The organism is Pseudophaeobacter sp. A-200-2 (assembly GCF_041008815.1).
Taxonomy (GTDB): Bacteria; Pseudomonadota; Alphaproteobacteria; order Rhodobacterales; family Rhodobacteraceae; genus Phycobacter; species Phycobacter gallaeciensis_A.
The window spans coordinates 92914-115336 of sequence record NZ_JAXGFU010000003.1; the positions used below are offsets into that span (position 1 = coordinate 92914).

The 22423-nt window shown below is 62.7% G+C and carries 25 protein-coding genes; 8 read left to right on the forward strand and 17 right to left on the reverse strand.

The annotated features are described in order from the left end of the window. Positions 1 to 30: 30 nt before the first annotated feature. Together SM766_RS05330 and SM766_RS05335 are read right to left on the reverse strand one after the other, a co-directional pair. Positions 31 to 555 carry a DUF6446 family protein gene (locus tag SM766_RS05330; RefSeq protein ID WP_368947161.1) on the reverse strand — a complete coding sequence of 175 codons (525 nt, stop codon included), beginning with the start codon at positions 553 to 555 and terminating at the stop codon, positions 31 to 33. A gap of 14 nt (positions 556 to 569) precedes the next feature. Continuing rightward, positions 570 to 1529, reverse strand: a complete 960-nt coding sequence (locus SM766_RS05335; RefSeq protein ID WP_065272723.1) for a glycine--tRNA ligase subunit alpha — start codon at positions 1527 to 1529, stop codon at positions 570 to 572. 253 nt (positions 1530 to 1782) lie between these two features. Here SM766_RS05335 and SM766_RS05340 point away from each other — a divergent pair, with 253 nt between their 5' ends. Then, positions 1783 to 3549, forward strand: coding sequence for a trypsin-like peptidase domain-containing protein (locus tag SM766_RS05340; RefSeq protein ID WP_368947162.1), 1767 nt, complete (start codon positions 1783 to 1785; stop codon positions 3547 to 3549). A gap of 86 nt (positions 3550 to 3635) precedes the next feature. Here the strand turns inward: SM766_RS05340 and SM766_RS05345 are convergent, their stop codons facing one another. From SM766_RS05345 to SM766_RS05360, 4 genes are all read right to left on the reverse strand, one after another. Then, positions 3636 to 4277: an SDR family oxidoreductase gene (locus SM766_RS05345; protein ID WP_274827773.1), complete on the reverse strand. Its 642-nt coding sequence runs from the start codon at positions 4275 to 4277 to the stop codon at positions 3636 to 3638. A gap of 12 nt (positions 4278 to 4289) precedes the next feature. Next, positions 4290 to 4808, reverse strand: coding sequence for a DUF1178 family protein (locus SM766_RS05350; RefSeq protein WP_368947163.1), 519 nt, complete (start codon positions 4806 to 4808; stop codon positions 4290 to 4292). Between the two features lie 50 nt (positions 4809 to 4858). Further along, positions 4859 to 5338, reverse strand: a complete 480-nt coding sequence (locus SM766_RS05355) for an NUDIX hydrolase (protein WP_065272719.1) — start codon at positions 5336 to 5338, stop codon at positions 4859 to 4861. Between the two features lie 100 nt (positions 5339 to 5438). Next, positions 5439 to 5936 carry a GNAT family N-acetyltransferase gene (locus SM766_RS05360; RefSeq protein WP_368947164.1) on the reverse strand — a complete coding sequence of 166 codons (498 nt, stop codon included), beginning with the start codon at positions 5934 to 5936 and terminating at the stop codon, positions 5439 to 5441. Positions 5937 to 6025: 89 nt separating this feature from the next. On the opposite strand from SM766_RS05360, the gene SM766_RS05365 reads away from it, so the two are divergent. Together SM766_RS05365 and SM766_RS05370 are read left to right on the forward strand one after the other, a co-directional pair. After that, positions 6026 to 6631 (forward strand): flavin reductase family protein, encoded by a 606-nt coding sequence (locus tag SM766_RS05365; RefSeq protein ID WP_368947165.1) that lies wholly within the window; start codon positions 6026 to 6028, stop codon positions 6629 to 6631. 8 nt (positions 6632 to 6639) lie between these two features. Beyond that, on the forward strand, positions 6640 to 7281 hold the full coding sequence (locus tag SM766_RS05370) for a CatB-related O-acetyltransferase (protein WP_065272718.1): 642 nt from the start codon (positions 6640 to 6642) through the stop codon (positions 7279 to 7281). A gap of 291 nt (positions 7282 to 7572) precedes the next feature. Here SM766_RS05370 and SM766_RS05375 read toward each other — a convergent pair whose 3' ends face one another. Next, a complete protein-coding gene (locus SM766_RS05375; RefSeq protein ID WP_274827768.1) occupies positions 7573 to 9216 on the reverse strand; it encodes a SulP family inorganic anion transporter in 1644 nt (547 codons plus the stop codon). Positions 9217 to 9322: 106 nt separating this feature from the next. Beyond that, positions 9323 to 9847 (reverse strand): DUF2938 family protein, encoded by a 525-nt coding sequence (locus SM766_RS05380; RefSeq protein ID WP_368947166.1) that lies wholly within the window; start codon positions 9845 to 9847, stop codon positions 9323 to 9325. Between the two features lie 55 nt (positions 9848 to 9902). Between SM766_RS05380 and SM766_RS05385 the strand changes: the two genes are divergently transcribed. The 5 genes from SM766_RS05385 (at position 9903) to SM766_RS05405 (ending at position 14026) form a co-directional block, all read left to right on the forward strand. Further along, complete coding sequence (locus tag SM766_RS05385) at positions 9903 to 10313, forward strand: helix-turn-helix domain-containing protein (RefSeq protein ID WP_368947167.1); 411 nt, start codon at positions 9903 to 9905, stop codon at positions 10311 to 10313. Positions 10314 to 10450: 137 nt separating this feature from the next. After that, positions 10451 to 11317: an S-methyl-5'-thioadenosine phosphorylase gene (locus SM766_RS05390; RefSeq protein ID WP_065273734.1), complete on the forward strand. Its 867-nt coding sequence runs from the start codon at positions 10451 to 10453 to the stop codon at positions 11315 to 11317. A gap of 182 nt (positions 11318 to 11499) precedes the next feature. After that, positions 11500 to 12039, forward strand: coding sequence for an adenine phosphoribosyltransferase (locus tag SM766_RS05395; protein WP_065272715.1), 540 nt, complete (start codon positions 11500 to 11502; stop codon positions 12037 to 12039). Between the two features lie 213 nt (positions 12040 to 12252). Then, positions 12253 to 12732: a fasciclin domain-containing protein gene (locus tag SM766_RS05400; protein ID WP_274827765.1), complete on the forward strand. Its 480-nt coding sequence runs from the start codon at positions 12253 to 12255 to the stop codon at positions 12730 to 12732. Positions 12733 to 12799: 67 nt separating this feature from the next. After that, positions 12800 to 14026 (forward strand): MFS transporter, encoded by a 1227-nt coding sequence (locus SM766_RS05405; RefSeq protein WP_274831285.1) that lies wholly within the window; start codon positions 12800 to 12802, stop codon positions 14024 to 14026. Between the two features lie 122 nt (positions 14027 to 14148). On the opposite strand, the gene SM766_RS05410 is transcribed toward SM766_RS05405, so the two are convergent. From SM766_RS05410 to SM766_RS05450, 9 genes are all read right to left on the reverse strand, one after another. Beyond that, a complete protein-coding gene (locus SM766_RS05410) occupies positions 14149 to 15576 on the reverse strand; it encodes an FAD-binding oxidoreductase (RefSeq protein ID WP_368947168.1) in 1428 nt (475 codons plus the stop codon). Between the two features lie 41 nt (positions 15577 to 15617). Continuing rightward, positions 15618 to 16457 carry an MBL fold metallo-hydrolase gene (locus SM766_RS05415; protein ID WP_347508466.1) on the reverse strand — a complete coding sequence of 280 codons (840 nt, stop codon included), beginning with the start codon at positions 16455 to 16457 and terminating at the stop codon, positions 15618 to 15620. A 308-nt stretch (positions 16458 to 16765) separates the two neighbouring features. Continuing rightward, positions 16766 to 17356, reverse strand: coding sequence for a GNAT family N-acetyltransferase (locus SM766_RS05420; RefSeq protein WP_368947169.1), 591 nt, complete (start codon positions 17354 to 17356; stop codon positions 16766 to 16768). Then, a complete protein-coding gene (locus tag SM766_RS05425) occupies positions 17356 to 18621 on the reverse strand; it encodes a M16 family metallopeptidase (RefSeq protein WP_368947170.1) in 1266 nt (421 codons plus the stop codon). Before SM766_RS05425 ends, SM766_RS05420 begins: the two co-directional genes overlap by 1 nt. Continuing rightward, on the reverse strand, positions 18618 to 20006 hold the full coding sequence (gene thrC / locus SM766_RS05430) for a threonine synthase (RefSeq protein ID WP_347508394.1): 1389 nt from the start codon (positions 20004 to 20006) through the stop codon (positions 18618 to 18620). The genes SM766_RS05425 and thrC overlap by 4 nt, the downstream gene beginning before the upstream one ends. A 4-nt stretch (positions 20007 to 20010) precedes the next feature. Beyond that, on the reverse strand, positions 20011 to 20697 hold the full coding sequence (locus SM766_RS05435; protein WP_368947171.1) for an SURF1 family protein: 687 nt from the start codon (positions 20695 to 20697) through the stop codon (positions 20011 to 20013). 128 nt (positions 20698 to 20825) lie between these two features. Then, positions 20826 to 21641, reverse strand: coding sequence for a cytochrome c oxidase subunit 3 (locus tag SM766_RS05440; protein WP_065272707.1), 816 nt, complete (start codon positions 21639 to 21641; stop codon positions 20826 to 20828). Between the two features lie 23 nt (positions 21642 to 21664). Then, positions 21665 to 22252 (reverse strand): cytochrome c oxidase assembly protein, encoded by a 588-nt coding sequence (locus SM766_RS05445; RefSeq protein ID WP_065272706.1) that lies wholly within the window; start codon positions 22250 to 22252, stop codon positions 21665 to 21667. Further along, the gene (locus SM766_RS05450; RefSeq protein WP_065272705.1) at positions 22252 to 22422 is read right to left on the reverse strand and encodes a cytochrome c oxidase system small membrane protein; all 171 of its coding nucleotides are present in this window, start codon (positions 22420 to 22422) and stop codon (positions 22252 to 22254) included. The genes SM766_RS05445 and SM766_RS05450 overlap by 1 nt, the downstream gene beginning before the upstream one ends. Between the last annotated feature and the right edge of the window lies 1 nt (position 22423).

A 22423-nucleotide genomic window follows, 5' to 3' on the forward strand; every position in this document is an offset into this window, starting at 1 on the left:
GCAGCAGCCCCGGATGGGCTGTCAGGTGGTTTACTCGTCCCGCTCCGGGCAGGCGCCCTCCACCACAGAGGTGCCATCATAGGTCTGTTTGCCGCAATCGTTCATATCGTGCCAGACAAAGCCCTGCCCCTGATCGGTGATCGCCACGATGCGATCGACACCATAGGAAATGTTCTTCACTGAAACGAAAGCGGTGGCAGTACCTTCCTCAAGCGCGGCGCCCAGCGCTTCGGCGTCGAAACAGTCGAACCAACCCGGCGCATTGCGCGGCACGGTCTGCTTGGAGGGGGTGAATTCCGCTGCCAGATCCTGCCGCGTCAAATCGGTCGTGAAGCAGGCCCGGTAGCGGATCGGAGAGCTGTCCGCGTCGATGGCCTGGAAATCATCATAGGTGATCGGGCGCGGCTCGCTGCCATCAAGTGGCAACAGCACCACGTCGCGGCCCGGTTGCGGCGCGACCTCTTCATAGAAGCCATAGACCTGAAGATAGTACATGGCGCCGCCCGCGACGAGCGCGGACAATCCAAGAATGATCGCAAGAACCTTGCCTAGCATGGCGTCTGTCCCCTTCAGGCGGCCTGTCCGCCAGCGGCTGTTTGCACAAAGGCATCGGCGCATTGCTTGGCCAGCGCCCGAACCCGGCCGATATAGGCCTGACGTTCGGTGACCGAAATCACCCCGCGCGCATCCAGCAGGTTAAAGATATGGCTCGCCTTGATGCATTGATCATAGGCCGGATGCGCCATGATGATGCGCTTGCCGGTCTTGGGGTCGTCATGCGCCTGCGACAGGATCGTGTTGCACTCCGCCTCGGCCTCTTCGAAATGGCGCAGCAGAACCTCGGTGTTGGCCACGTCGAAGTTCCAGCGGGCGTATTCCTCTTCGGTCTGCTTGAACACATCGCCATAGGTCAGCGGGATCGGCGCATTCGGATCGTTGAAGGGCATGTCCATCACGTGGTCGATACCCAGGACATACATCGCCAGACGCTCCAGACCGTATGTCAGCTCACCCGACACCGGCGCGCAGTCATGGCCGCCGACCTGCTGGAAATAGGTGAACTGGCTGACTTCCATGCCATCGCACCAAACTTCCCAGCCCAGCCCCCAGGCACCCAGGGTCGGGCTTTCCCAGTCGTCCTCGACGAACCGGATGTCATGCAACTCCATGTCGATGCCGATCGCCTCGAGGCTGCCGAGATAAAGCTCCTGCAGGTTCGGCGGGCTGGGTTTGATCAGCACCTGATACTGGTAGTAATGCTGCAGGCGGTTGGGGTTCTCACCATAGCGGCCATCGGTGGGACGGCGCGAAGGCTGCACATAGGCCGCAGCCCAGGGCGCCGAGCCTAGCGAGCGCAGCGTCGTGGCCGGGTGGAAGGTGCCGGCGCCGACCTCCATGTCATAGGGCTGCATGATGGCACAGCCCTTGGATGCCCAGTAGGCCTGCAGTCGCAGGATGATTTCCTGAAACGAGCGCGGCGCGTCGGTGGAGGCAGTGGTCGCGGCGGCGCCGCTGGTGGTCTGGGTCATATCAGATCCCTCTCTGGGACATCTCAATAGGGCAGCAAATGCGGGGTTCTTCCTATGCAAGCCCCCGCCGGGGGTCAACGGCTAGTCGCCTTTGAACGGCAAGGTAAGGGATGCTTTGCGCCTCTGGCTGCGGCAAAGGTGATGGTTTGCTGCATCAAGGCACGAATTCCCCCTTCTGCAGGAGTTTTCTTTACCCCATCAAAATGCTTATCTGCGCAACAACAAATTGCCCCATCGGGATAGAGGTCCTGTAATGAAAAGAATAGTCACCGCCCTGCTGCTGGCGCTCAATATGTTTGCATTTGCTCTGGCTGGCCCAGCACAGGCGCAACAAGCCGGACAGGAGACCGTCTGGATCCAGATCGCGGCCCGCCCGTCTCTGGCCGATGCCCAGCAGGAAGCGCAGAGCTATGCCGCGCGACTGCCCGATGTGGCCGGTTTCACCCTTGGCGCAGGTTGGTACGGCATCGTTCTTGGCCCCTATACCCGCCAGGATGCCGAACGGGTCCTGCAGGTCTACCGCAGCGAAGGGCAGATCCCCCGCGACAGCTTCATCGCCTTCCAGGCCAACCTACGCAATCAGTTCTATCCGGTCGGCGCACAGGATCAGGCCACCGCGACGGCTCCGACCACGGCTCCGGCCGTGCCGCAGGTGTCCGAACCTGTTGTTGAATCGCAGCCGCAAATCACCCTGCCCGATGAAACCCCGGCCGAGGCCCGCCGCAGCGAACGCCTGCTGACCCGAGAAGAGCGCGAGGAGCTTCAGATCGCCCTGAAAGCCGCCGGTTTCTATGCTGCTGCGATCGATGGCGCCTTTGGTCGCGGCACGCGCCGGTCCATGTCGGACTGGCAGTCCTTCAAGGGTTTTGAGCCCACCGGCGTTCTGACCACCGCACAGCGTCAGGTTCTGCTGGATGATTACAACGCGCCGCTGATTTCCGTCGGCATGGCCAATGTCATCGATACCGGCGCCGGGATCTCGATGGATATTCCCGCTGGTGAAGTCGCCTTCTCCCGCTATGAATCGCCCTTTGCCCATTACGACAGCCGCGGCTCTTTGGGCGTGCGCGTGCTGATGATCAGCCAGCGCGGCGACAAGAACACGCTGTTCGGTCTTTATGACATCATGCAGACGCTTGAGATCGTTCCTCTGGACGGCCCCCGGCAGCGCGGCAACGACAGCTTCACCATCGAAGGCAGCAACGGGCAGATCGTCTCTCATACCGAGGTCAGACTGCAGAATGGTGAGATCAAGGGCTTCACCCTGATCTGGCCGACCGGGGATGAGGACCGCCGTGCCCGGGTGCTGGCCGCCATGCAGAACAGTTTCCAGCGGCTTGACGGGGTGCTGGACGCCGCCGCAGGCAGCGATGTGCGCCAGAGCGTCGATCTGGTGTCCGGTCTGGAAGTGCGCAAGCCCCGCCTGTCCCGGACCGGTTTCTTTGTCGACCAGAACGGCGCCGTGGTGACGACCTCGGATGTGGTTGCAGGCTGCAGCCGGATCACGCTGGACCATGGCTATCAGGCAACCGTCGCCGCAAACAATGCCGAGGATGGCCTCGCGATCCTGCAGCCTGTCCAGAACCTGGCCCCGATGGCCGTTGCTGGGTTCACCACCCAGACGCCGCGCCTGCAATCCGAAATCGCCGTGTCGGGTTTCTCCTACGAGGGCATTCTGGGCGCTCCCAGCCTGACCTTCGGCACCCTAGCCGATATCAAAAGCCTTGATGGCAACAACGGCGTGATCCGCTTGGATCTCGCAGCCCAGCCCGGCGATGCGGGTGGTCCGGTGCTGGATGCCTCTGGTGCGGTTCTGGGCATGCTGCTGCCGCGCGAAATCAAGGGCCGCCAACTGCCCGAAGGCGTCAGCTTTGGCATCAATGCCACCGCGCTGCGCAATGCAATCACGGCTGCAGGGATCGCCAGTGCCGATCAATCCGCCGGCGCCGCGCCCCTGTCGAACGAGGCACTGGTACGCCACGCCAGCGGCATGACCGTTCTGGTCAGCTGCTGGGAGTAACGACGTAGAAAAGACCTGCACATAAAGCAAAACGCCAGAGCCTGACCGCTCTGGCGTTTTCATTTGGCGACACGCGTTGGTTCGGCTCAGAAGGCGTGAATACGGCCATCCCAGGTGTGAAAGCAGCCTGTCGTCTGCAGTGTCAGCACGTCGAATTCATGCATCAACCCAGCCGCCGATTCCTGGACCGAGATATCCCCTTCGCTGCCGCCCATATCAGTGCGCACCCAGCCGGGATGATAGATCCCGACCGAAATACCTTCAGGTTTCAAATCCGTCGCCAGATTGCGCCCGATGTTCAGCGCCGCCGCCTTTGAGGCGCGATAGGCATAGCTGCCCCCTGGGGCGCGGGCATGGCTGGCCATCTGGGAAGAAATGATCGCGATTTTCGGGTTATCCGACAGGCGCAGGTTCGGCAGCAGCGCCTGCACAGTCAGGAACACGCCGGTGACATTCACCGCCAGGGACTTGCTCCAGACCTCAGTGGTGTAATCCTCCAGCGCCATGCCTTTGTCGATATAGACACCAGCGTTGCAGACCAGAAGATCAACCGGCTTGTCGCCCAGGTGGGCGGCAAATCGCGCCTGCTGGCCGGAATCGCAGACATCAAGCCGCACCCCCGAGGAATGATCCCGCGAGGTGCCTGTCACCTCGTGCCCGGCCTCTGTGAGCTGCTTTACCAGCTCCCGGCCAATGCCCCGGCTCGCCCCGGTCACAACTGCGTGCATATGCCTGTCCCTTTAATTCGTTTTTCGCGTCGGACCGAAAGGCAGCGGCAAAACCGGCACCCCGTCCTCGATCAATGCCTTTGCCTCGTCCAGCCGCGCCTCGCCGTGAATTGCCCGTTCGGGCGCATCGCCCAAATGCATAGCACGCGCTTCCGAGACGAAATCCTTTCCGACGTAGTCCGAGTTCTCCTCGACCTGGCGCCGCAGCTCGCGGAGGGCCTTTTCCTGCTCGCTGGCAGGAGCACTGAGGGCACCTGGCGCCCCCTCCGGCACCTGGGCAGGAACAGAAGCCTGCGGCGATGCTCCGCCTGCCTGCGCGGACGCGGCGTCGGTATCAGAGTCAGTTGAGGGGGAAACAGACTTGCGACCGGGACGCACATGCGGCGCCATAATGGCCTTCTCCACCTTTTGCGAACCGCAGATGGCGCAGGATACCATCCCGGCGGCGGCCAGTTTGTCAAAGGCAGCAGCCGACTGGAACCAGCTGTCAAAGCTGTGACCCTCGGCGCATTTCAGACTATACTGTATCATCTCGTTTCTCGCAGCGGATACTGCCCATTACGCGTTCCCCTCACCTCACTTCAAGAGTTGAAAAGTTCAGAGCCGATCCCATCAGGATCAAACCGGGTAAGAATTTTCTTCAGCGCCTTTTCCTGCACCAGCCCCGCAGCCTTGCGCGGGGATGTCCACGCCCGCTGGCGCTGATGCCGCTCGGGGAACTCATCCTGCAGGGCCGTCACGATGACGGGATAGACCCGCACGACACAGGGCACAGGTGATAATTCGCTGCGCCATTTGTCATAGGTAAACTCGCCCAGGCAGTTGTCCACCGGAACGCCCCGCACGCCCGCTTCCTCCCAGGCTTCGATGGCTGCGGATTCGGCCAGGCTGCGCCCCGGGATCGGCCAGCCTTTCGGCAAGATCCAGCGCCCGGTTCCCCGCGACGTGATCATCAGAATCCGCGGCTTGCCCGTCTTGGTAATACGAAAGCACAGTGCCGCGACCTGGGTTGCGGTCCCCGTCCCCGACTTTGAAATGGCAGACAGAGCGGATCTGTTCAATGTGGCACCACCTGGGCTTGCAGGGTTTCTGTGGATACAGCCCCTATCCTCCTTTCACGATAGCAGAGAAAAGGCCCCCAGTTGAAGCGGGATCGACCGCTTAATCCTGCGTGCGGGTCCAGCGGGTCACATCTCCGTCAACACCGTCCCAGGCATCCGCGATCAGCGCCAGTCCCAGCACCCGGTCGGGGTTGGTGGGCGGCGGCATCAACACGCCCTCAAGCTTCTCGAAGCCGAACCGGCGGTAATAGGGCGCATCGCCCACCAGCATGACGCGCGCCCAGCCAGAATCGGCGGCCCGCGCAAGGCTGTCCCGGATCAGGGACCCGCCCAGCCCCTCCCCCTGGTGGGTCGGGTGTACCGCCACCGGCCCCAGCAACAGCGCATCCGCCGTACCCACATGCACCGGCCAGAACCGGATCGCACCGGCCAGAATGCCCTGCTCATCCCGCGCCACAAGGCTGAGGCCCGAAACCGGCGGAACCGCGTCGCGCAGGCGATAGGAGGACAGCGCCTCACGCCCCGGCGCAAAGCACAGATCATAAAGCGCCTCCACTTCCCAGCGGTCGTCCGGCTGCTCCGGTTTCAGTTCGATCACGCCACTCACGCCTCCGCGAAATCACCCGTAAAGGGGTGGAATTCGCCCTAGCACGGGCCTAAGCATTGAGCAAACAATTGGAGATGCGCATGTTCTACCGCCCCGAAGACGGCCACGGCCTGCCCCATAACCCGTTCAACGCCGTGATCACGCCGCGCCCGATCGGCTGGATCTCGTCCCGCTCGGCTGACGGTGTCAACAACCTGGCGCCCTATTCCTTTTTCAACGGCGTCGCCTATACCCCGCCGCAGGTGATGTTTGCCTCCACCGGCAGCAAGGATGACCAGGACAACACCAAGGACAGCATGGCCAATATCGAGGAAACCGGCGTCTTCTGCGTCAATATCGTCTCCTACGCCATGCGCGATGCGATGAATGCCAGCTCGCAGACCTTGGGCAAAGAGGTCGATGAATTCGCCCATGCGGGTCTTACCGCCGAGGACTGCCAGACCATCAATTGCGCCCGCATTGCCGGTGCCCCCGCCGCGCTGGAGTGCAAGCTGACCAAGATCGTGACGCTGCCCGGAGTCTCCAACCGCGTCGCCTTTGGCGAAGTGACCGGCGTGCACCTGCGCGATGACTGCATGAAGGACGGCATGTTCGACGTCACCACATTTGAACCGCTGGCCCGCCTTGGTTACCGCGATTATTCCCGCGTGACCGAGGTCTTCTCGCTGGCCCGCCCCGACGACTGAGCCCCATCATGCCCCTTCCCGATCCCGGCCTGCGCCACCCGATCATCCTGCCAGACGGCACGCCCCATGCGGGCACCGTGATGCTGTCGCGCGCGGTGGACCATCCCAATTTCCAGGTGGGCGACTACAGCTATGCCTCGGATTTCGATCCGCCAAAGGACTGGGCGTCGCATCTGGCGCCCTACCTGTTCCCCGGTGCCCGCGAAAGGCTGGTGATCGGACGCTTTTGCCAGATCGCCCATGGCGCGCGTTTCATCACCGCCTCGGCCAACCACGGGCAGGACGGGCTCAGCTGCTACCCCTTTCCGGTCTTCGACCCCGCGCAGATGGCAGGTTTTCAGCCCGACACCCGCGATACCGTGATCGGTAATGACGTCTGGATCGGCTATGGCGCGATAATCCTGCCCGGTGCGCGCATCGGCGATGGCGCCATCATCGGCGCAGGCGCTGTGGTGCGCGGCTCGGTTCCGGCCTATGGCATCGTCACCGGCAATCCCGGACGCGCCGAACGGTTCCGGTTTTCAAAACCCCAGATCGCGCGGCTTCTGGCCCTCAAATGGTGGGACTGGCCTGTCGATCTGATCCTGCGCGCCGAGCCTGCGCTGCTGTCCGGCGATCTCGATATGCTCGAAAGCCTCGCGCCCGACTGACACCTGCCCAAGCTGCTGCTTCGGAGCCGCCCTCGACGCAAGCCTGCGGGCACGAAGCCGGACCAAGTGCAAGCCAAATTGCCGAGGCTCCGCGCCCCAAACAGGGGCGTGGATACGGCCATTTTGCTTGTCGCGCGGGACAGGGTTCGTGCCAGCAAGGCCGCGCGTGGGCGGTTCCGGGGCTGCTGCTTAGGTGAGCCCGAGACCTCTTTATCCCAGACCCTCCACACATCAAAAAGGGGCCTCCGCATCCGGAGGCCCCATTCTATTTTCCAGACTTGACCTAGACGGTCAGTGGCCGCCCAGGACCCCGGTCTTGACCGAGTAATCCACCGCCAGCGCGTATTCCGGGTCATCGTCGCTGTCGACCATCAAGTGGCCGGCCTTGGACAGGAGCTGGTGGCAATCACGGCTGAGGTGACGCAGCACGATGGTCTTGCCCTCCTCCTCGTACTTTCCGGCCAGCGCCTCGATCGCCTGCAGAGCAGACTGGTCCACCACCCGGCTGTTCGCAAAATCGACGATCACACGCTCGGGATCGCCTGCCACGTCGAAGAGCTCGATGAAACCATCGGTGGAGCCAAAGAACAGCGGGCCTTCGATTTCATAAACCTTCGCACCCTTGTCGCTGGCGGATTCGCGGGTGCGGGCGTGAATGCGGCGCGCGTTGTTCCAAGCATAGGCCAGCGCCGAGACGATCACCCCCACGACCACGGCGATGGCAAGGTCGGTCATCACCGTCACCACCGTCACCAGCACGATCACAAAGGCATCCATCAGCGGCACCTTGGTCATGATCTTGAGACTGTTCCAGGCGAAGGTACCGATCACCACCATGAACATCACCCCCACCAGCGCCGCCAGCGGGATCTGTTCGATCAGCGGCGAAGCCACGACGATAAAGGTCAACAGGAACAGCGCCGCCGCGATACCGGCGATCCGGGTGCGGCCACCCGATTTCACGTTGATCATCGACTGGCCGATCATGGCGCAGCCGCCCATGCCGCCGAAGAAACCAGTGACGATATTCGAGGTGCCCTGCGCGATGCACTCCTGGCTGGCACCGCCGCGCTTGCCGGTGATTTCGCCCACCAGGTTCAGCGTCAGCAGGCTTTCGATCAGACCAATGGCGGCCAGGATCACCGCATAGGGCAGGATGATCTCAAGGGTTTCCAGATTGAACGGCGCCAGCGCAGTCCCATAAAGGCCAATGCCATCACCAAAGGGATTGTGAAAGGCCGGAAAGCCGCCTTCGATCGAGGCCAGATCGCCGACCCGCGGTACATCCAAGCCCAGTGCGATCACAAGGATTGCCACGATGCCAATGCCCGCCAGCGGCGCCGGGATCACCGAGGTGATCTTGGGCGTGCCCCAGATAATCGCCATGGTCAGGGCCACCAGCCCCAGCATCATATAAAGCGACAGGCCGGACAACCACTCGGTGCCACCGCTGCCGGGGACCTTGAACTGCGTGAGCTGCGCCAGGAAGATCACGATGGCCAGACCGTTCACAAAGCCCAGCATCACCGGATGCGGCACCAGACGGATGAATTTACCCCAATGCATCACCCCGGCGATCACCTGCAGGATGCCCATCAGCACCACGGTCGCAAAAAGATACTCGACGCCGTGTTCCGCCACCAGCGCCACCATGACCACCGCAAGCGCCCCCGTCGCCCCCGAGATCATGCCGGGCCGTCCGCCGATCAGCGCCGTGATCAACCCCACCATAAAGGCCGCGTAAAGACCCACCAGCGGGTGCACCCCGGCGACAAAGGCAAAAGCCACCGCCTCGGGGACCAGCGCCAACGCCACGGTCAGCCCCGACAACAGCTCGGTGCGCACGCGGCCCACGGACCAGCCCTCGTCCTGCATGATGGATAGGTTCGGCGGGGAAATACGATTGGCCAAAAGGGCCATGGCGGCGCGTTTCATCAAGAATACCTGCGGTTGGAGGAGGTCACGTTGTGGCCCGCCCCTAGCTGAAACTGGCCTTGGGGGCAAGGCTCGTGATCCGATCTGACCTCCTCTCGCCCTTTGGTTAGCGGGCTGAAATCACCTGCAATAGCGCACTGCCCAAAAACAGACCAAACCCAAAAAGACCGTGCGTGATCAGACTGTTCAATCGAGCGCGCCACGGAAAGGCTGTCTTGCGGGCGGCAAATCCCAAACCCATTGCGGGCTGCAACAGGCAAAAGGGCAAGACCACCGTCAATACTCCGTAGCCGAGTGACAGACCAAAGGCCGGTGCCTGAAGCCATCCTGCGCCAACTATGCCCCACAGGCCAAAGGCTAGCGCGCCCCCCACCGCATAGTGAAACATCCAACCCAGCGCGGTTTCAAAACCCCTTGGGGGCATCTTCTTTCCCCCGGCGCCCAACATCAGGCGTCCTTGGAAAAGACCCAACACCCAGCGTGCGACAAGTCCCCAGTTCGGCCCCGGCACGCCCATCCAGCGGCCTCGCGCCCATGCTGCGACATCAATCAGCGCAGTTGCAACGCTCCCAACGAAAGTGACCTGCCAGATCAGGCTCCAATGCATCTCCATAATTTGCTCCTGTTTCATAACTCAAACTGCTAGAGATCTGAGGTGTGCAAATTCAAGCCAGCTTGAGGTCAAGATGAAATCTCTGGACATCGCCGAGGTTGCCCGGTGCAGCGGCGTCAAACCCTCTGCCTTGCGATACTACGAAGAGATCGGCCTGATCCGCGCCGACAGCAGGAAGGGCTTGCGACGTCAGTATGACGACAGCGTTCTGGACCGGCTCGCGCTCATTGCCATGGGACGGACAGCCGGGTTCAACCTGCAAGAGATAGGCGCCATGCTGGGCAATGCAGACGGGTTCGATCTGGACCGCCAAAGACTGCACGCGCGCGCAGATGAGGTCGAGCAGCGCATCCGAGAGCTCCGTGTTCTGTCCCGTGCGCTGCGCCACGTGGCAGAATGCACTGCTCCGGACCACAGTCAGTGCCCCACCTTCCGGCGCATGATGGACAGCGCCTTGACCCGCGCATCGACACCAAAGCGCTGACCTCTCGCACGGGGTTACCTGCGCCCAGCCCATCCGGTTTCGGCATCGTGAGACAGCGGGGCTTGCCAAAAGGGCGCCGTCTTGCGCATACCCAAGAAGCAACATCAGCAGGAGAATAGGACGTGACCAAGGACACCATGATCGCCGTCATCGGCGGCTCCGGCATCTACGATATCGACGGGCTGGACGGGGCCGAGTGGGTCAGCGTTGAAACCCCCTGGGGTACGCCCTCAGACCAGATCCTGACCGGCACGCTGGACGGCGTGAAAATGGCCTTCCTGCCGCGGCATGGGCGTGGCCACGTGCATTCCCCGACCGAAGTGCCCTACCGCGCCAATATCGACGCGCTGAAACGGCTGGGCGTTACAGATGTGTTTTCCGTCTCTGCCTGCGGGTCTTTTCGCGAAAACATGGCGCCGGGCGATTTCGTCATCGTCGATCAGTTCATCGACCGCACCTTTGCACGGGAAAAATCCTTCTTCGGGACCGGCTGCGTCGCCCATGTCAGCGTCGCCCACCCCACTTGCGAGCGGCTCAGCGATGCGGCCGAGGCGGCAGCGCGCGATGCCGGGATCACCGTGCACCGCGGCGGCACCTATCTTTGCATGGAGGGGCCGCAGTTCTCCTCGGTGGCGGAAAGCAAAATGTACCGCGAAAGCTGGGGCTGCGACGTGATCGGCATGACCAACATGCCGGAAGCCAAACTCGCCCGCGAGGCAGAGCTGTGTTACGCCTCCATCGCGATGGTGACCGATTATGACAGCTGGCACCCCGACCACGGCGCCGTGGACATCACCGAGATCCTGGCCACGCTGCAGGGCAACTCCAGCAACGGGCGTGAACTCGTGCGTCGCCTGCCAGGCATTCTGGGCGCCGAGCGCGCGCCCTGTCCGCATGGCTGCGACCGGGCGCTTGAATACGCCATCATGACCGCTCCCGAAAAACGCGACCCTGCGGTTCTGGCCAAACTGGATGCGGTGGCAGGCCGCGTGCTCAGCGCCTGATCGCCCTCTAATCGTCTTGGGCCCGCTCACCGCCTCTCTGCGGCACCGGGCAGCCCAGGATCGCAAGGTTTTCCTTGCATGGGCGGCGCGCTTCGGCCAAACCCCGTGGCGGCTCCGGTGCCCCTTTACCGGTCCGGGCCGCACCCATCCGCGCCATCCGTTCCCGCAAGCAGGAGCCTTCCATGCCCAAGAAAACCGCCGTCAAAGACTACATCCGCACCATCGTCGATTTCCCGCACGAAGGGATCATGTTCCGCGATGTCACCACCCTGTTCGCCGATCCGCGCGGGTTCCGTATGGCCATCGACCAGATGCTGCACCCCTACGCCGGTGAGCGGATCGACAAGGTCGTGGGTCTTGAGGCGCGCGGGTTCATCCTGGGCGGCGCCATCGCTCACCAGCTGAGCGTCGGCTTTGTGCCGATCCGCAAGAAAGGCAAGTTGCCCGGCACCACCATCAGCGAAGAATACCAATTGGAATACGGCGAAGCGATTGTCGAGATCCACGACGATGCCATCCAGCCCGGAGAAAAGGTGCTGGTGGTCGATGATCTGCTGGCCACCGGCGGAACCGCAGGCGCCGGGATCAAGCTGATCGAGCGGCTGGGGGGCGAGATCATCTCCTGTTCCTTCATTGTCGACCTGCCCGATCTGGGCGGCCGCAAGAAGCTTGAGGATCTCGGAATGGACGTCCACGTCCTGTGCGAATTCGAAGGCGACTGAACCGGCCCGCGCCGAAACAGGGTCACGGATCACTCACAGCCTGATCACGTTTTGTTGATTGGAAATCATGACGCCGCCGGGCTTAGCTCCGGCGGTTTTCTTGTCAAACCCCTCCCGGCGAAAACCCGGTTCATCCGGACCGCCTCCTCTGCCGTAGGTCTCACGATGCCTCACGAAAGGTGTCGCACAACCGAAACACATGAGGAGACCAAGATGTTCCGCAAGATGATGACGACCACCGCAGCCACGCTGTTCATGGCCGGAGCGGCCTTCGCAGGCGGTCATTCCAAGGATATCGTCGACACCGCTGTCGGCGCCGGAGACTTCAACACCCTGGTCGCCGCCGTCAAAGCCGCCGGTCTGGTGGACACGCTGAAAGGCGAAGGTCCTTTCACCGTCTTCGCCCCGACCGATGCCGCCTTTGCCGCCCTGCCCGAAGGCACGGTCGAAGACCTGCTGAAGCCCGAGAACAAGGAAAAGCTGGTGTCGATCCTGACCTACCACGTGGTGCCGGGCAAGGTGATGTCCGGTGACCTTACCGACGACATGAGCGCCGCAACCGTGCAGGGCAGCGCGGTGATGATTGATCTCGACAAGGGTGTGATGGTCAATGATGCCAGCGTGGTCACCGCCGATATCGAGGCCGAGAACGGCGTGATCCACGTGATCGACAAGGTCATCCTTCCGAAGTAACCGCAGACGCGAATTCGTGATGGCGAATTCAGTTGCAGCCCGCCGGCACGCGCCCTAGCGTGCCGGCATGAACACTGCCGCGATCCTTGACAGCCGCTATTCCTGGCTTCGACTTCTCATCACCCTGGCCATTGCAACCGTGGCCAATGTGGGCATGTGGGCGATCATCGTCATCATGCCCGCCGTCGAAGCCGAATTCGGCTCCGGGCGCGCGGCCTCTTCCATGCCCTATACGCTCACCATGGTGGGTTTTGCCCTTGGCAACCTGCTGATTGGGCGGCTGGTGGACAGGTTTGGCATTACCCTCGCGCTGATTGGCGCCGTTGCCGCGACGGCTTCGGGCTATGTGCTCTCTACCTTTGCGCCGACGATGGCGGTTCTGTCTCTCACACACCTGCTTCTGGGTCTCGGCACAGCAGCAGGTTTCGGCCCTCTGATCGCAGATATCTCGCACTGGTTCCTGCGCCGGCGCGGTATCGCCGTGGCACTGGTGGCCAGCGGCAACTACCTCTCGGGTGCGATCTGGCCGACGCTGCTGGCCGGTCTGCTGGAGACTGGCGGCTGGCGCATGGTCTATTTTGCCCTGGCCGCGATCACCGTTGCCGTGGTGATCCCGCTTGCGCTGCTGCTGCGGCGCCGAGTCCCGGCAGAGGCCTATGCCGCCTCTGATGCCGCCTCGGCGCTCAATGCGCGCAGCACCGGCATGTCCGCGCGCACCCTGCAATGGCTGCTGGGACTTGCCGGGATCGGCTGCTGCGTCGCCATGTCAATGCCCCAGGTGCATATCGTTGCCTATTGCGTCGGCCTTGGCTACGGGCCTGCGGTGGGGGCGGAGATGCTGTCGCTTATGCTGCTGGGCGGTGTGGTCAGCCGGATCCTTTCAGGCCTTGCTGCGGACCGGCTCGGCGGCGTGGCGATCCTGCTGATCGGCTCGGTCCTGCAATGTATCGCACTGTTCTTCTATCTGCCCTTTGACGGCATGGTGCCGCTTTATCTGGTGAGCGCGCTGTTCGGCCTCGCGCAGGGTGGCATCGTGCCCAGCTATGCGCTGGTGGTGCGCGAATACATGCCCCCGAAAGAGGCCGGTGCGCGGGTCGGCTTTGTGATGATGATGACCATCCTCGGCATGGCACTGGGTGGCTGGATGTCCGGCTGGATCTACGACGTGACCGGCAACTACCAGATGGCCTTTATCAACGGTATTGCCTGGAACGGCCTGAATATCCTGATCATCGGTTACCTGCTGATGCGCAGTCGCCCGCAGAAACCGTCGGCCACCCCCAGCATCGCCTGACCCTTCACCCGCGCTCTGCCGAGCCGTGCTCCCTGCGCACAGCGGGCTCTGCCCGCTGCCGGACCCAAAGCTGTGAGGGTTCTGGCAAAACCAGATCCTTCGGGCGCGGGAGAGCTACGTTGTCAGGTGCCCTGCCGCAACACCGCGCCGGGGTTCATGATGCCATGGGGATCGAGCGCCGCCTTGATGGCGCGCATCGCTGCCAGTTTTACCGGATCGCCATAGCGCTCCAGATCGCCGGTCTTCATACGCCCGATACCGTGCTCAGCGCTCATCGACCCATCGAAGTCCGCCACCAGATCATGCACCGTGCGTTTCACATCCTCGCGCAGGTGTTCGTACTCCTTGCGCGTCTTTCCCGCCGCCGGGAAGACGTTGTAATGCAGGTTGCCATCGCCCAGGTGGCCAAAGCAGTTGATCCGCATATCGCCCGATCCCAGTCGGGCGATGGCCTCTCCGCCGCGCGTGATGAAATCCGGAATTTCCGAGATCGGCACCGAAATGTCGTGGCTGGAAATCGCGCCGATCAGACGGTTGGCCTCGGGGATCGTCTCGCGCACCGTCCACAGGGCCTCGCGCTGCGCCGCCGACTGGGCAATCACCCCGTCCTGCGCCAGATCGGCCTCCAGCGCCGCCTCGAACAGGTCCGCAAGCGCCTCTTCCGGGTCCAGCCCGCGCGCCAGCCCCAGCTCAATCAGCACGCACCATTCCGGTGCCTCGGCAAAGGGTTGGCGTACCTGCGGCATGGTTTCTGCCAGAAACGCCAGCCCCTGCCGGTGCATCAGTTCAAAGGCGCTGATCCCTTCGCCCAACTGGTCACGCGCCAGCGACAGCAGCGCAATTGCCGCCTGCGGCGATGGCACCACAAAGACCGCCGTGCCCTGCGCCGCCGGGATCGGTGACAGTTTCAACGAGGCCGCAGTGATGACACCCAAAGAGCCTTCGGAGCCGACCAGAAGATTGCGCAGATCGTAGCCGGTGTTGTCCTTCCTGAGGCGCGACAGCCCGTGCCAGATCTCTCCATTGGGCAGCACCGCCTCCAGCCCCAGGCACAGATCGCGGGCATTGCCATAGCGCAGCACATTGACCCCGCCTGCATTGGTCGCAAGGTTGCCGCCGATCCGGGCCGAGCCTTCGGCGGCCAGTGACAGTGGGAACAGGCGCCCGGCCTCAGTCGCGGCCGCCTGCACATCGGCAAGGATCGCGCCCGCTTCGGCAATCAGCACATTTTCCGCGGGGTAGACGCCGCGGATCGCGGTCATCTTTTCCAGCGACAGCAGCAGGGGCGCCGGGCCTTCCGGCATCACCTGACCGCCGACCAGACCGGTACCGCCGCCATAGGGGACCACCGGCACCCGCGCCTCATGCGCAGCGCGCACCAGCGTTGCGACCTCTTCGGTGGAGTTCGGCAGGGCCAGCAAGCCCGCCTGCCCCTGATACCTTCCACGCGGCTCTTCCAGATAGCGTGGGTCGGCGGGGCGCAAAACACCCTCTGGCAGTTGATCGGCAAGGCGGGCGACAAAGGCGGAATCGGCAGAATTCAGTGTCATGAAACCTGCATGTCCAATTGCGCCTCCCAAGGCAAGACTGCTTACTCGTCTTTGCGCAGATAAGAGGGGCGCAGCACATGGATCGTCGGCCTGTCCGGCAGGCTGCGCAGCGACACAGTGATATCTGCCGCGCCATCCTGCACCACGTCGAACTCCGGCCCGATCTGCGACAGGAAACGCTCCAGCGAGTAGTCGGTGAACCAATGCATCGGCAGGATTACCGAGGACCGCAGCCGGTTCAACACCTCGACCATTTCAGGCAGCGCCAGGGTCATGCCGCCATCCACGGCGGCCATCACCACATCAAGCCGCCCCAGCGCCGCGAATTGCTCGGGCGTCGGCACGTGATGCAGATGGCCCAAATGCCCGATGCACAGCCCTGCGACCTCAAACACAAAGATCGAATTCCCGGCCACTTCTACCCCATCGCTGTAGGCAGAGCGGATATCGGTGGGCACGTTGCGGATCAGCATTTCACCCAGATCCAGATGGTGGCTGATCCCCTCACCAAAGGCACCCCAGCCTTCCAGCACATGGGGGATTGCCGGATCGGGGTGGGCGGTCCAATGGGTTTCATGAGCATGGTTCATGGTGACCACATCCGGGATGAAATCGGCCGATCCGGTAAAGCCGGTGAAGTCGGTCACCACGTTCAGGCCACCTTCGGTCTGGATCAGGAAACTGGCGTGCGACAGATACCGGATCCGCACCGAATGTTCCGACACCGGGTCCTGCCAGCTGGCCTTATGCAGATAGGCGATCCCCGGGGCCGCCTCAGCGAGAGCAATGCAATGGCTGGCCCGGCGCTCCTGCGCGGCCAGCGGAGCGGCGAAGATTGCCGAGACTACGAGCGAAACCAGATACTGAACAAAAACACGCATGGCAGAAGTGTAGCGCACTCGCCCTTTCTGTCAGCCTGTTTTCCGCAAAATCAGCATAAGTGAGCCTATGCCCCCCAGACACTGCCCCGAGTTTTGCGGCGCTGCGCTCTGATTGTGTCGGCAAACACTCCCGCCCGGCCCGCGGCATTCACAGAATGCCCCTGCCCCGTTGGGCCGGGCGCCGCACAGGGTGCGGCGCTGCACCGTGCAACGCGCGGTGCCATGCCCAAGGCCGCTAGCGCGCATCGGCGCAGCCGGTGCACCTACGGGCGCGGGAGGGTTCGCCCTCATACTTTGAAGAGGTATTTCTAAGCCTGACCAACCAGGGTCTTGCCGCGCCTATCGTGGCGCAGCGAGGCGTAGAGCACATGCGTGCGCCAGCGGCCATTGATCTGCAGATAGGATTGCGCCACGCCTTCGTATTTGAAGCCTGAGCGTTCCAGCAATCCGCGCGAAGCCACGTTTTCCGGCAAGCAGGCTGCCTCGATCCGGCTGAGGTCCAGCTTGCCAAAGGCATGATGCACCACTGCGCCAATCGCCTCGGCCATGTAACCACGCCGCGCAAAGGGCTGCCCGGTCCAGTATCCAAGGGTGCCCGCCTGCGCCGGGCCGCGGCGGATATTGTCCAGCGTGATCGCCCCCACCAGTGCCTGATCCGAGCGCCGGATCAGGAACAGCGGCAGCGCCGAGCCGGAGGACACCGCCCGCTGCGCCCAGTAGACCCGGTTGGTAAAGGCCTTACGGCTTAGGTGATCCGGCGCCCAGACCGGCTCCCAAGGGACAAGATAGTCCTGGCTTTGCAGCCGCAGCGCCGCCCAGCCGTGAAAATCGCCGTGCACCGGCGGTCTGAGCGTCAGACGTTCTGTTTCAAGCCGGAGTTTACGGCGGGACAGCAGCATCAGGCAGCGCGCCTCTCCTGCAGCCGCGCCAGACTGGGCGCATCAGCGACCGGACCATAAAGCGCCAACGCCGCCGGTGCCGCGACCGCAAGGCGTTCGGCCAAAGCCCGCACCCCGGCGACGGTTACCGCGTCAATGCGGGCCACGGTATCCTCCAGCGGCGGCACCCGGTCCCAGATCTGCACCAGACGAGCCAGACGTTCGGCGCGGTTCGACGGGCTTTCCAGCCCCATCAGCATGCCGGCCTTCATCTGGGCGCGCGCGCGCGCAACCTCGTCTTCGCGCATATCTTCGGCGGCGCGCTTCATTTCGTCGATGGTGATATGCGCCAGATCGGCAAGCTGATCGCCCGAAGTCCCTGCATAAATCGTCGTCGACCCGGTATCCGCATAGGCGCCTGCCTGCGCAAAGATGGTATAGCAAAGGCCCCGCTTTTCGCGGATTTCCTGGAACAGACGCGAGGACATGCCGCCGCCAAGGGCGCTGGCATAGATCTGCGCGGTGTAGATCTCATCATCGCGGTAGCCGGGGCTTTCAAGAGCCAGCGCAAAATGAGCCTGCTCCAGCTGCTTATCCCGCCGCGCCTCGCCGCCACCGGTAAAGCGCGCGGCATCCGGTTCCGGTACTGGCCGTGGCGCCATATGACCGAACTGCGCCTCGGCCAGCCGCACCAGCGCGTCGTGATCCACCGCACCGGCCGCAGCCAGAATCATCTGTCCCGGTCCGTAGTGCTGATCGACAAAGCCTTGCAGGTCATTACGGGAAAAGCTGCGAATGCGTTCCGCCGGGCCCAGAATGGTGCGCCCCAGCGGCTGATCGCGATAGCTTTCTTCCTGCAACCAATCAAAGATCACATCGTCCGGCGTATCCAGCGCCTGACCGATCTCCTGCAGGATCACCCCGCGCTCGACCTCAATCTCACGCGGGTCGAACACCGGATTGAGCAGGATATCCCCGATCACATCCATCGCCAGCGGCACGTCATCCTTCAGCACCCGCGCGTAATAGGCTGTAACCTCGCGGCTGGTATAGGCGTTGATATAGCCGCCCACATCCTCGATCGCCTCGGCAATCTGCAGCGCCGACCGGGTCTTAGTCCCCTTGAAGGCCATATGCTCAAGAAAATGGGCGATCCCATTCTGTTCAGGCCGCTCGTGGCGGCCGCCTGCTGTCACCCAGATCCCGATAGAGGCGGATTCCAGCCCCGGCATGTTCTCCGAAACGATGCGGAATCCGTTGGCGAGTGTGTGTTGCTGAACTGTCAATTCGCGATGTTCTTTCTGATATGCGCCTCAAGGGCGGCCAGATCGTTGTCGATGCGGGTGACGCGCTCGTCGCGCTCATAAAGATCCGCCATGCGGGCGGGCAGCGGCGGGTGGATACCACTCGCCTCTTCCACCGCGGCGGGGAATTTCGCCGGGTGGGCGGTCGCCAGCGTCACCATGGGGATATCGGCAACGCGCAACTGGTTTGCAACCTTCACACCAACGGCGCCGTGGGGGCACAGCAGTTCGCCCGAGGCGGCCCATTCGGATTTGATCGTCGCCATGGTTTCTTCTTCCGAGGCCCGGCCCGAAACATAGGTCTCCTGCAGCGCCTGCATGGCGCCCTGGCTGACCTCAAAGCCGCCCGTCTTCAGCTCATCCATCAGTTGACCCACGGCAGCGCCATCCTGCCCGTAGGCGTAGAACAGGGCGCGTTCAAAGTTGGAAGAGACCTGAATGTCCATCGACGGGCTGATCGAGGGGATGGTGTCGCCCTTGAAATAGCCCTGCCCCGAGAGGCAACGGTGCAGGATATCGTTCTGGTTGGTGGCGACCACCAGTTGGTCGATCGGCAGGCCCATCTGTTTGGCGATATAGCCGGCGAAGATGTCACCAAAGTTGCCCGTGGGCACGGTGTAGCTGATCTTGCGATGCGGCGCGCCAAGGCTGACAGCAGAGGAGAAGTAATAGACCACCTGCGCCAGCACGCGGGCAAAGTTGATCGAGTTCACCCCGGCAAGGCGCACGCTGTCACGGAACTCAAAATCGTTGAACATGTCCTTGACCGCCGCCTGACAGTCATCGAAGTCGCCTTCGACCGCCAGTGCGTGCACGTTGCTGTCCGCAGGCGTGGTCATCTGGCGGCGCTGCACCTCGCTGACGCGGCCGTGTGGGTAAAGGATGAAGACATTGACCGCATCCAGCCCCCGGAAAGCTTCAATCGCGGCAGAGCCGGTATCGCCAGAGGTGGCGCCGACGATGGTCACGCTTTCGCCGCGGCGTTTCAGGGCGACTTCGAAGAGCTGACCGATCAGCTGCATCGCGAAATCCTTGAACGCGAGGGTCGGGCCGTGGAACAGCTCCAACAAGAAATGATTGGGCGCCAACTGTTTCAGCGGCGCGCGGGCGGCGTGACCAAACCCGGCATAGGCCTTGGCGATGATCTCGCGGAATTCGTCATCGGTGAAGCAATCGCCGAGGAAGGGACGCATCACCCGGAAGGCCGTTTCCTCGTATGAGAGGCCGGACAGGGCCGCGATCTCATCATGGCTCATCTGCGGGATCTCGGCGGGCACATAAAGGCCGCCGTCGCGGGCCAGCCCGGTCAGCATCGCCTCTTCGAACGTCAGCTCGGGCGCCTGCCCGCGGGTGGAGATGTATTTCATCGCTTCAGCCTTCGGATTTGGCGCGGTTGCGCCACAGGAAATAGGCGGTCATCGCGGCCCAGATAAAGGCCAGCGAAAACCAGGTGAGTGCATATTGCAAGTGGTCATTGGCGATGCCCGATATGGTAACGGGCTGCGGCACGGTCGCGCCGGGATCCACTACGTCCGAGCGCAGCTCGCGCAGGATCACCATTGCCGGTTCTGTGTCCAGCTCTGCCGCCATCGGGGCCACGTCGCGGGCATACCAGATGTTCTTTTCCGTGTCCGGTTCCGGTGTGAACCCGTCCACCTCGACCGGCCAGTGCAGGTTGCCGATCACGGTCGCGAGGCCGGTGGTGCGGGTCTCATCCTTGCGGCTGGCGATGATGAAGCCACGGTCCAGCAGCAGGCGACGACCGCCGTCGGTCACGAAAGGCGCGATAACGCGATAGCCCGCGCCGGTGCCCTGGATCGAGGTCAGAACGTGCAACTCACCCGGCAGGATCTCGCCCTCAAGACGCACAGGCAGGTATTTGTCACGCTCCGGCTCCAGCACCTCGGGCAAAGGGCCGGGGGCATCCGCAATGCGCGCTTCAATGGTGGCCAGGATGTCTTCCTTCCAGGCCAGGCGCTGCATCTGCCAGATCCCAAGCGATAGCAGCGCCAATAGGCCCAGCCCGCCAACCAGGGATAGAAAGATAAACCGCCGCATCGCGTCCTCATCGCCAATGAAAAGCGCGCGGAGGAAGCCCCCGCGCGCTGCGTTTCTTACGGGCTGTCTGCGGATTTTGGAACCACAAACCTGTACCCGCTACAATTTCCGGTGTCGCCCGGGTCGGCCTAGTGCGCCAGACCTGCGGTGCCCCAGACGTAGACCGCTACGAAGAGGAACAGCCAGACAACGTCAACGAAGTGCCAGTACCAGGCAGCGGCCTCGAAACCGACGTGCTGCTCGGGGGTGAAGTCACCTTTCAGCGCACGGATAAGGCAAACCGTCAGGAAGATAGTGCCGATGATCACGTGGAAACCGTGGAAACCGGTGGCCATGAAGAAGTTCGAGTAGAACTCATCAGCGCCGAATTCCCAGCCTTCGTGCAGCAGGTGCGCGTATTCATAGCCCTGAAGGAAGGTGAAGAAGAGGCCCAGAACGATACCGATGGACAGGCCCTGAACCAGCGCCTTGCGGTCGTTGTTGTGCACCAGTGCGTGGTGCGCCCAGGTCACGGCACAGCCGGACAGCAGCAGGACCAGGGTGTTGATCAGCGGCAGGTGGAAGGCATCGACCGGATAGATGTCGGGCTGCACATAGGAGGTGCCGACATAGGTTTCCATCGGGTAGATGGCATGTTTGAAGAACGACCAGAACCAGGCGAAGAAGAACATCACCTCGGACATCACGAAGAGGATGAAGCCATAACGCAGGCCGATGCGGACCACCGGGGTGTGATCGCCCTGACGGCTTTCGGCCACCACTTCGGACCACCAGGCGAACATGACATAGAGCACCATCGCCAGGCCGCCCCAGAACAGCCATGCCGTGATGCCATGCATCCACAGCACTGCGCCGAACAGCATTGCAAACCCGCCTACGGAGCCCAGAAACGGCCAGATCGACGGCGGCAGAATATGAAAGTCGTGATTTTTAGCATGCGCCATTTAAGTGTCCCTCACCTAGCGGCCTAGTTCGTGGTTATGCCTGCCCCGGCTTTATCACCGGTGTCGAGAGCGGCATAGCCCTCGGGCAGATCGATTTCATAGAACGTGTACGAAAGCGTGATCGTATGCACGTATTTTGCGTCCCGGTCGTTGACGATTTCCGGATCCACAAAGAAGGTCACGGGCATCTGCACCCGCTCCCCCGGTTGCAGCACCTGCTCTGTGAAGCAGAAACAGGCGATTTTCTCAAAGTAGCCACCGGCCGAATAAGGCGTCACGTTATACGCTGCCTGCCCCGCGACGGGGTGGTCGGTTGGATTATATGCTTCGTAGAAGGCCAGACCGGTCTCGCCGATCTTCAGCTCCATCTCGCGCTGCACGGGTTTGAACTCCCAGGGCATGTCGCGTTCTTTGGAACCGTCAAAGCGCACCGTGATGGTCTGATCCAGCACAGTATCCGCGCCTTGCTCGGCCACGCCGGTGACACCGCCAAATCCGGTGACCCGGCAGAACCAGTCATAGAAGGGCACCGATGCCCAGGACAGCCCGCCCATCAGCGCGACCACGCCGACCAATTGCAGAACCGTTTTCTGAGGTCCTTTGATCGCCATCAGCCCTGCCCCGCCTGTGATTGGGTCTGCGGGAATTTGAAGCCGTTCGAAGTGACCTTGACCATGGTCAGAGCCAGCACCAGCACCACGAAGGCGCCCAGCAGCAGGCCAACGCCCATGTTGCGCCCGAGGCGCCGTTTGTGCAGTTCGTGTTCCTTGCGCAAAGCCATA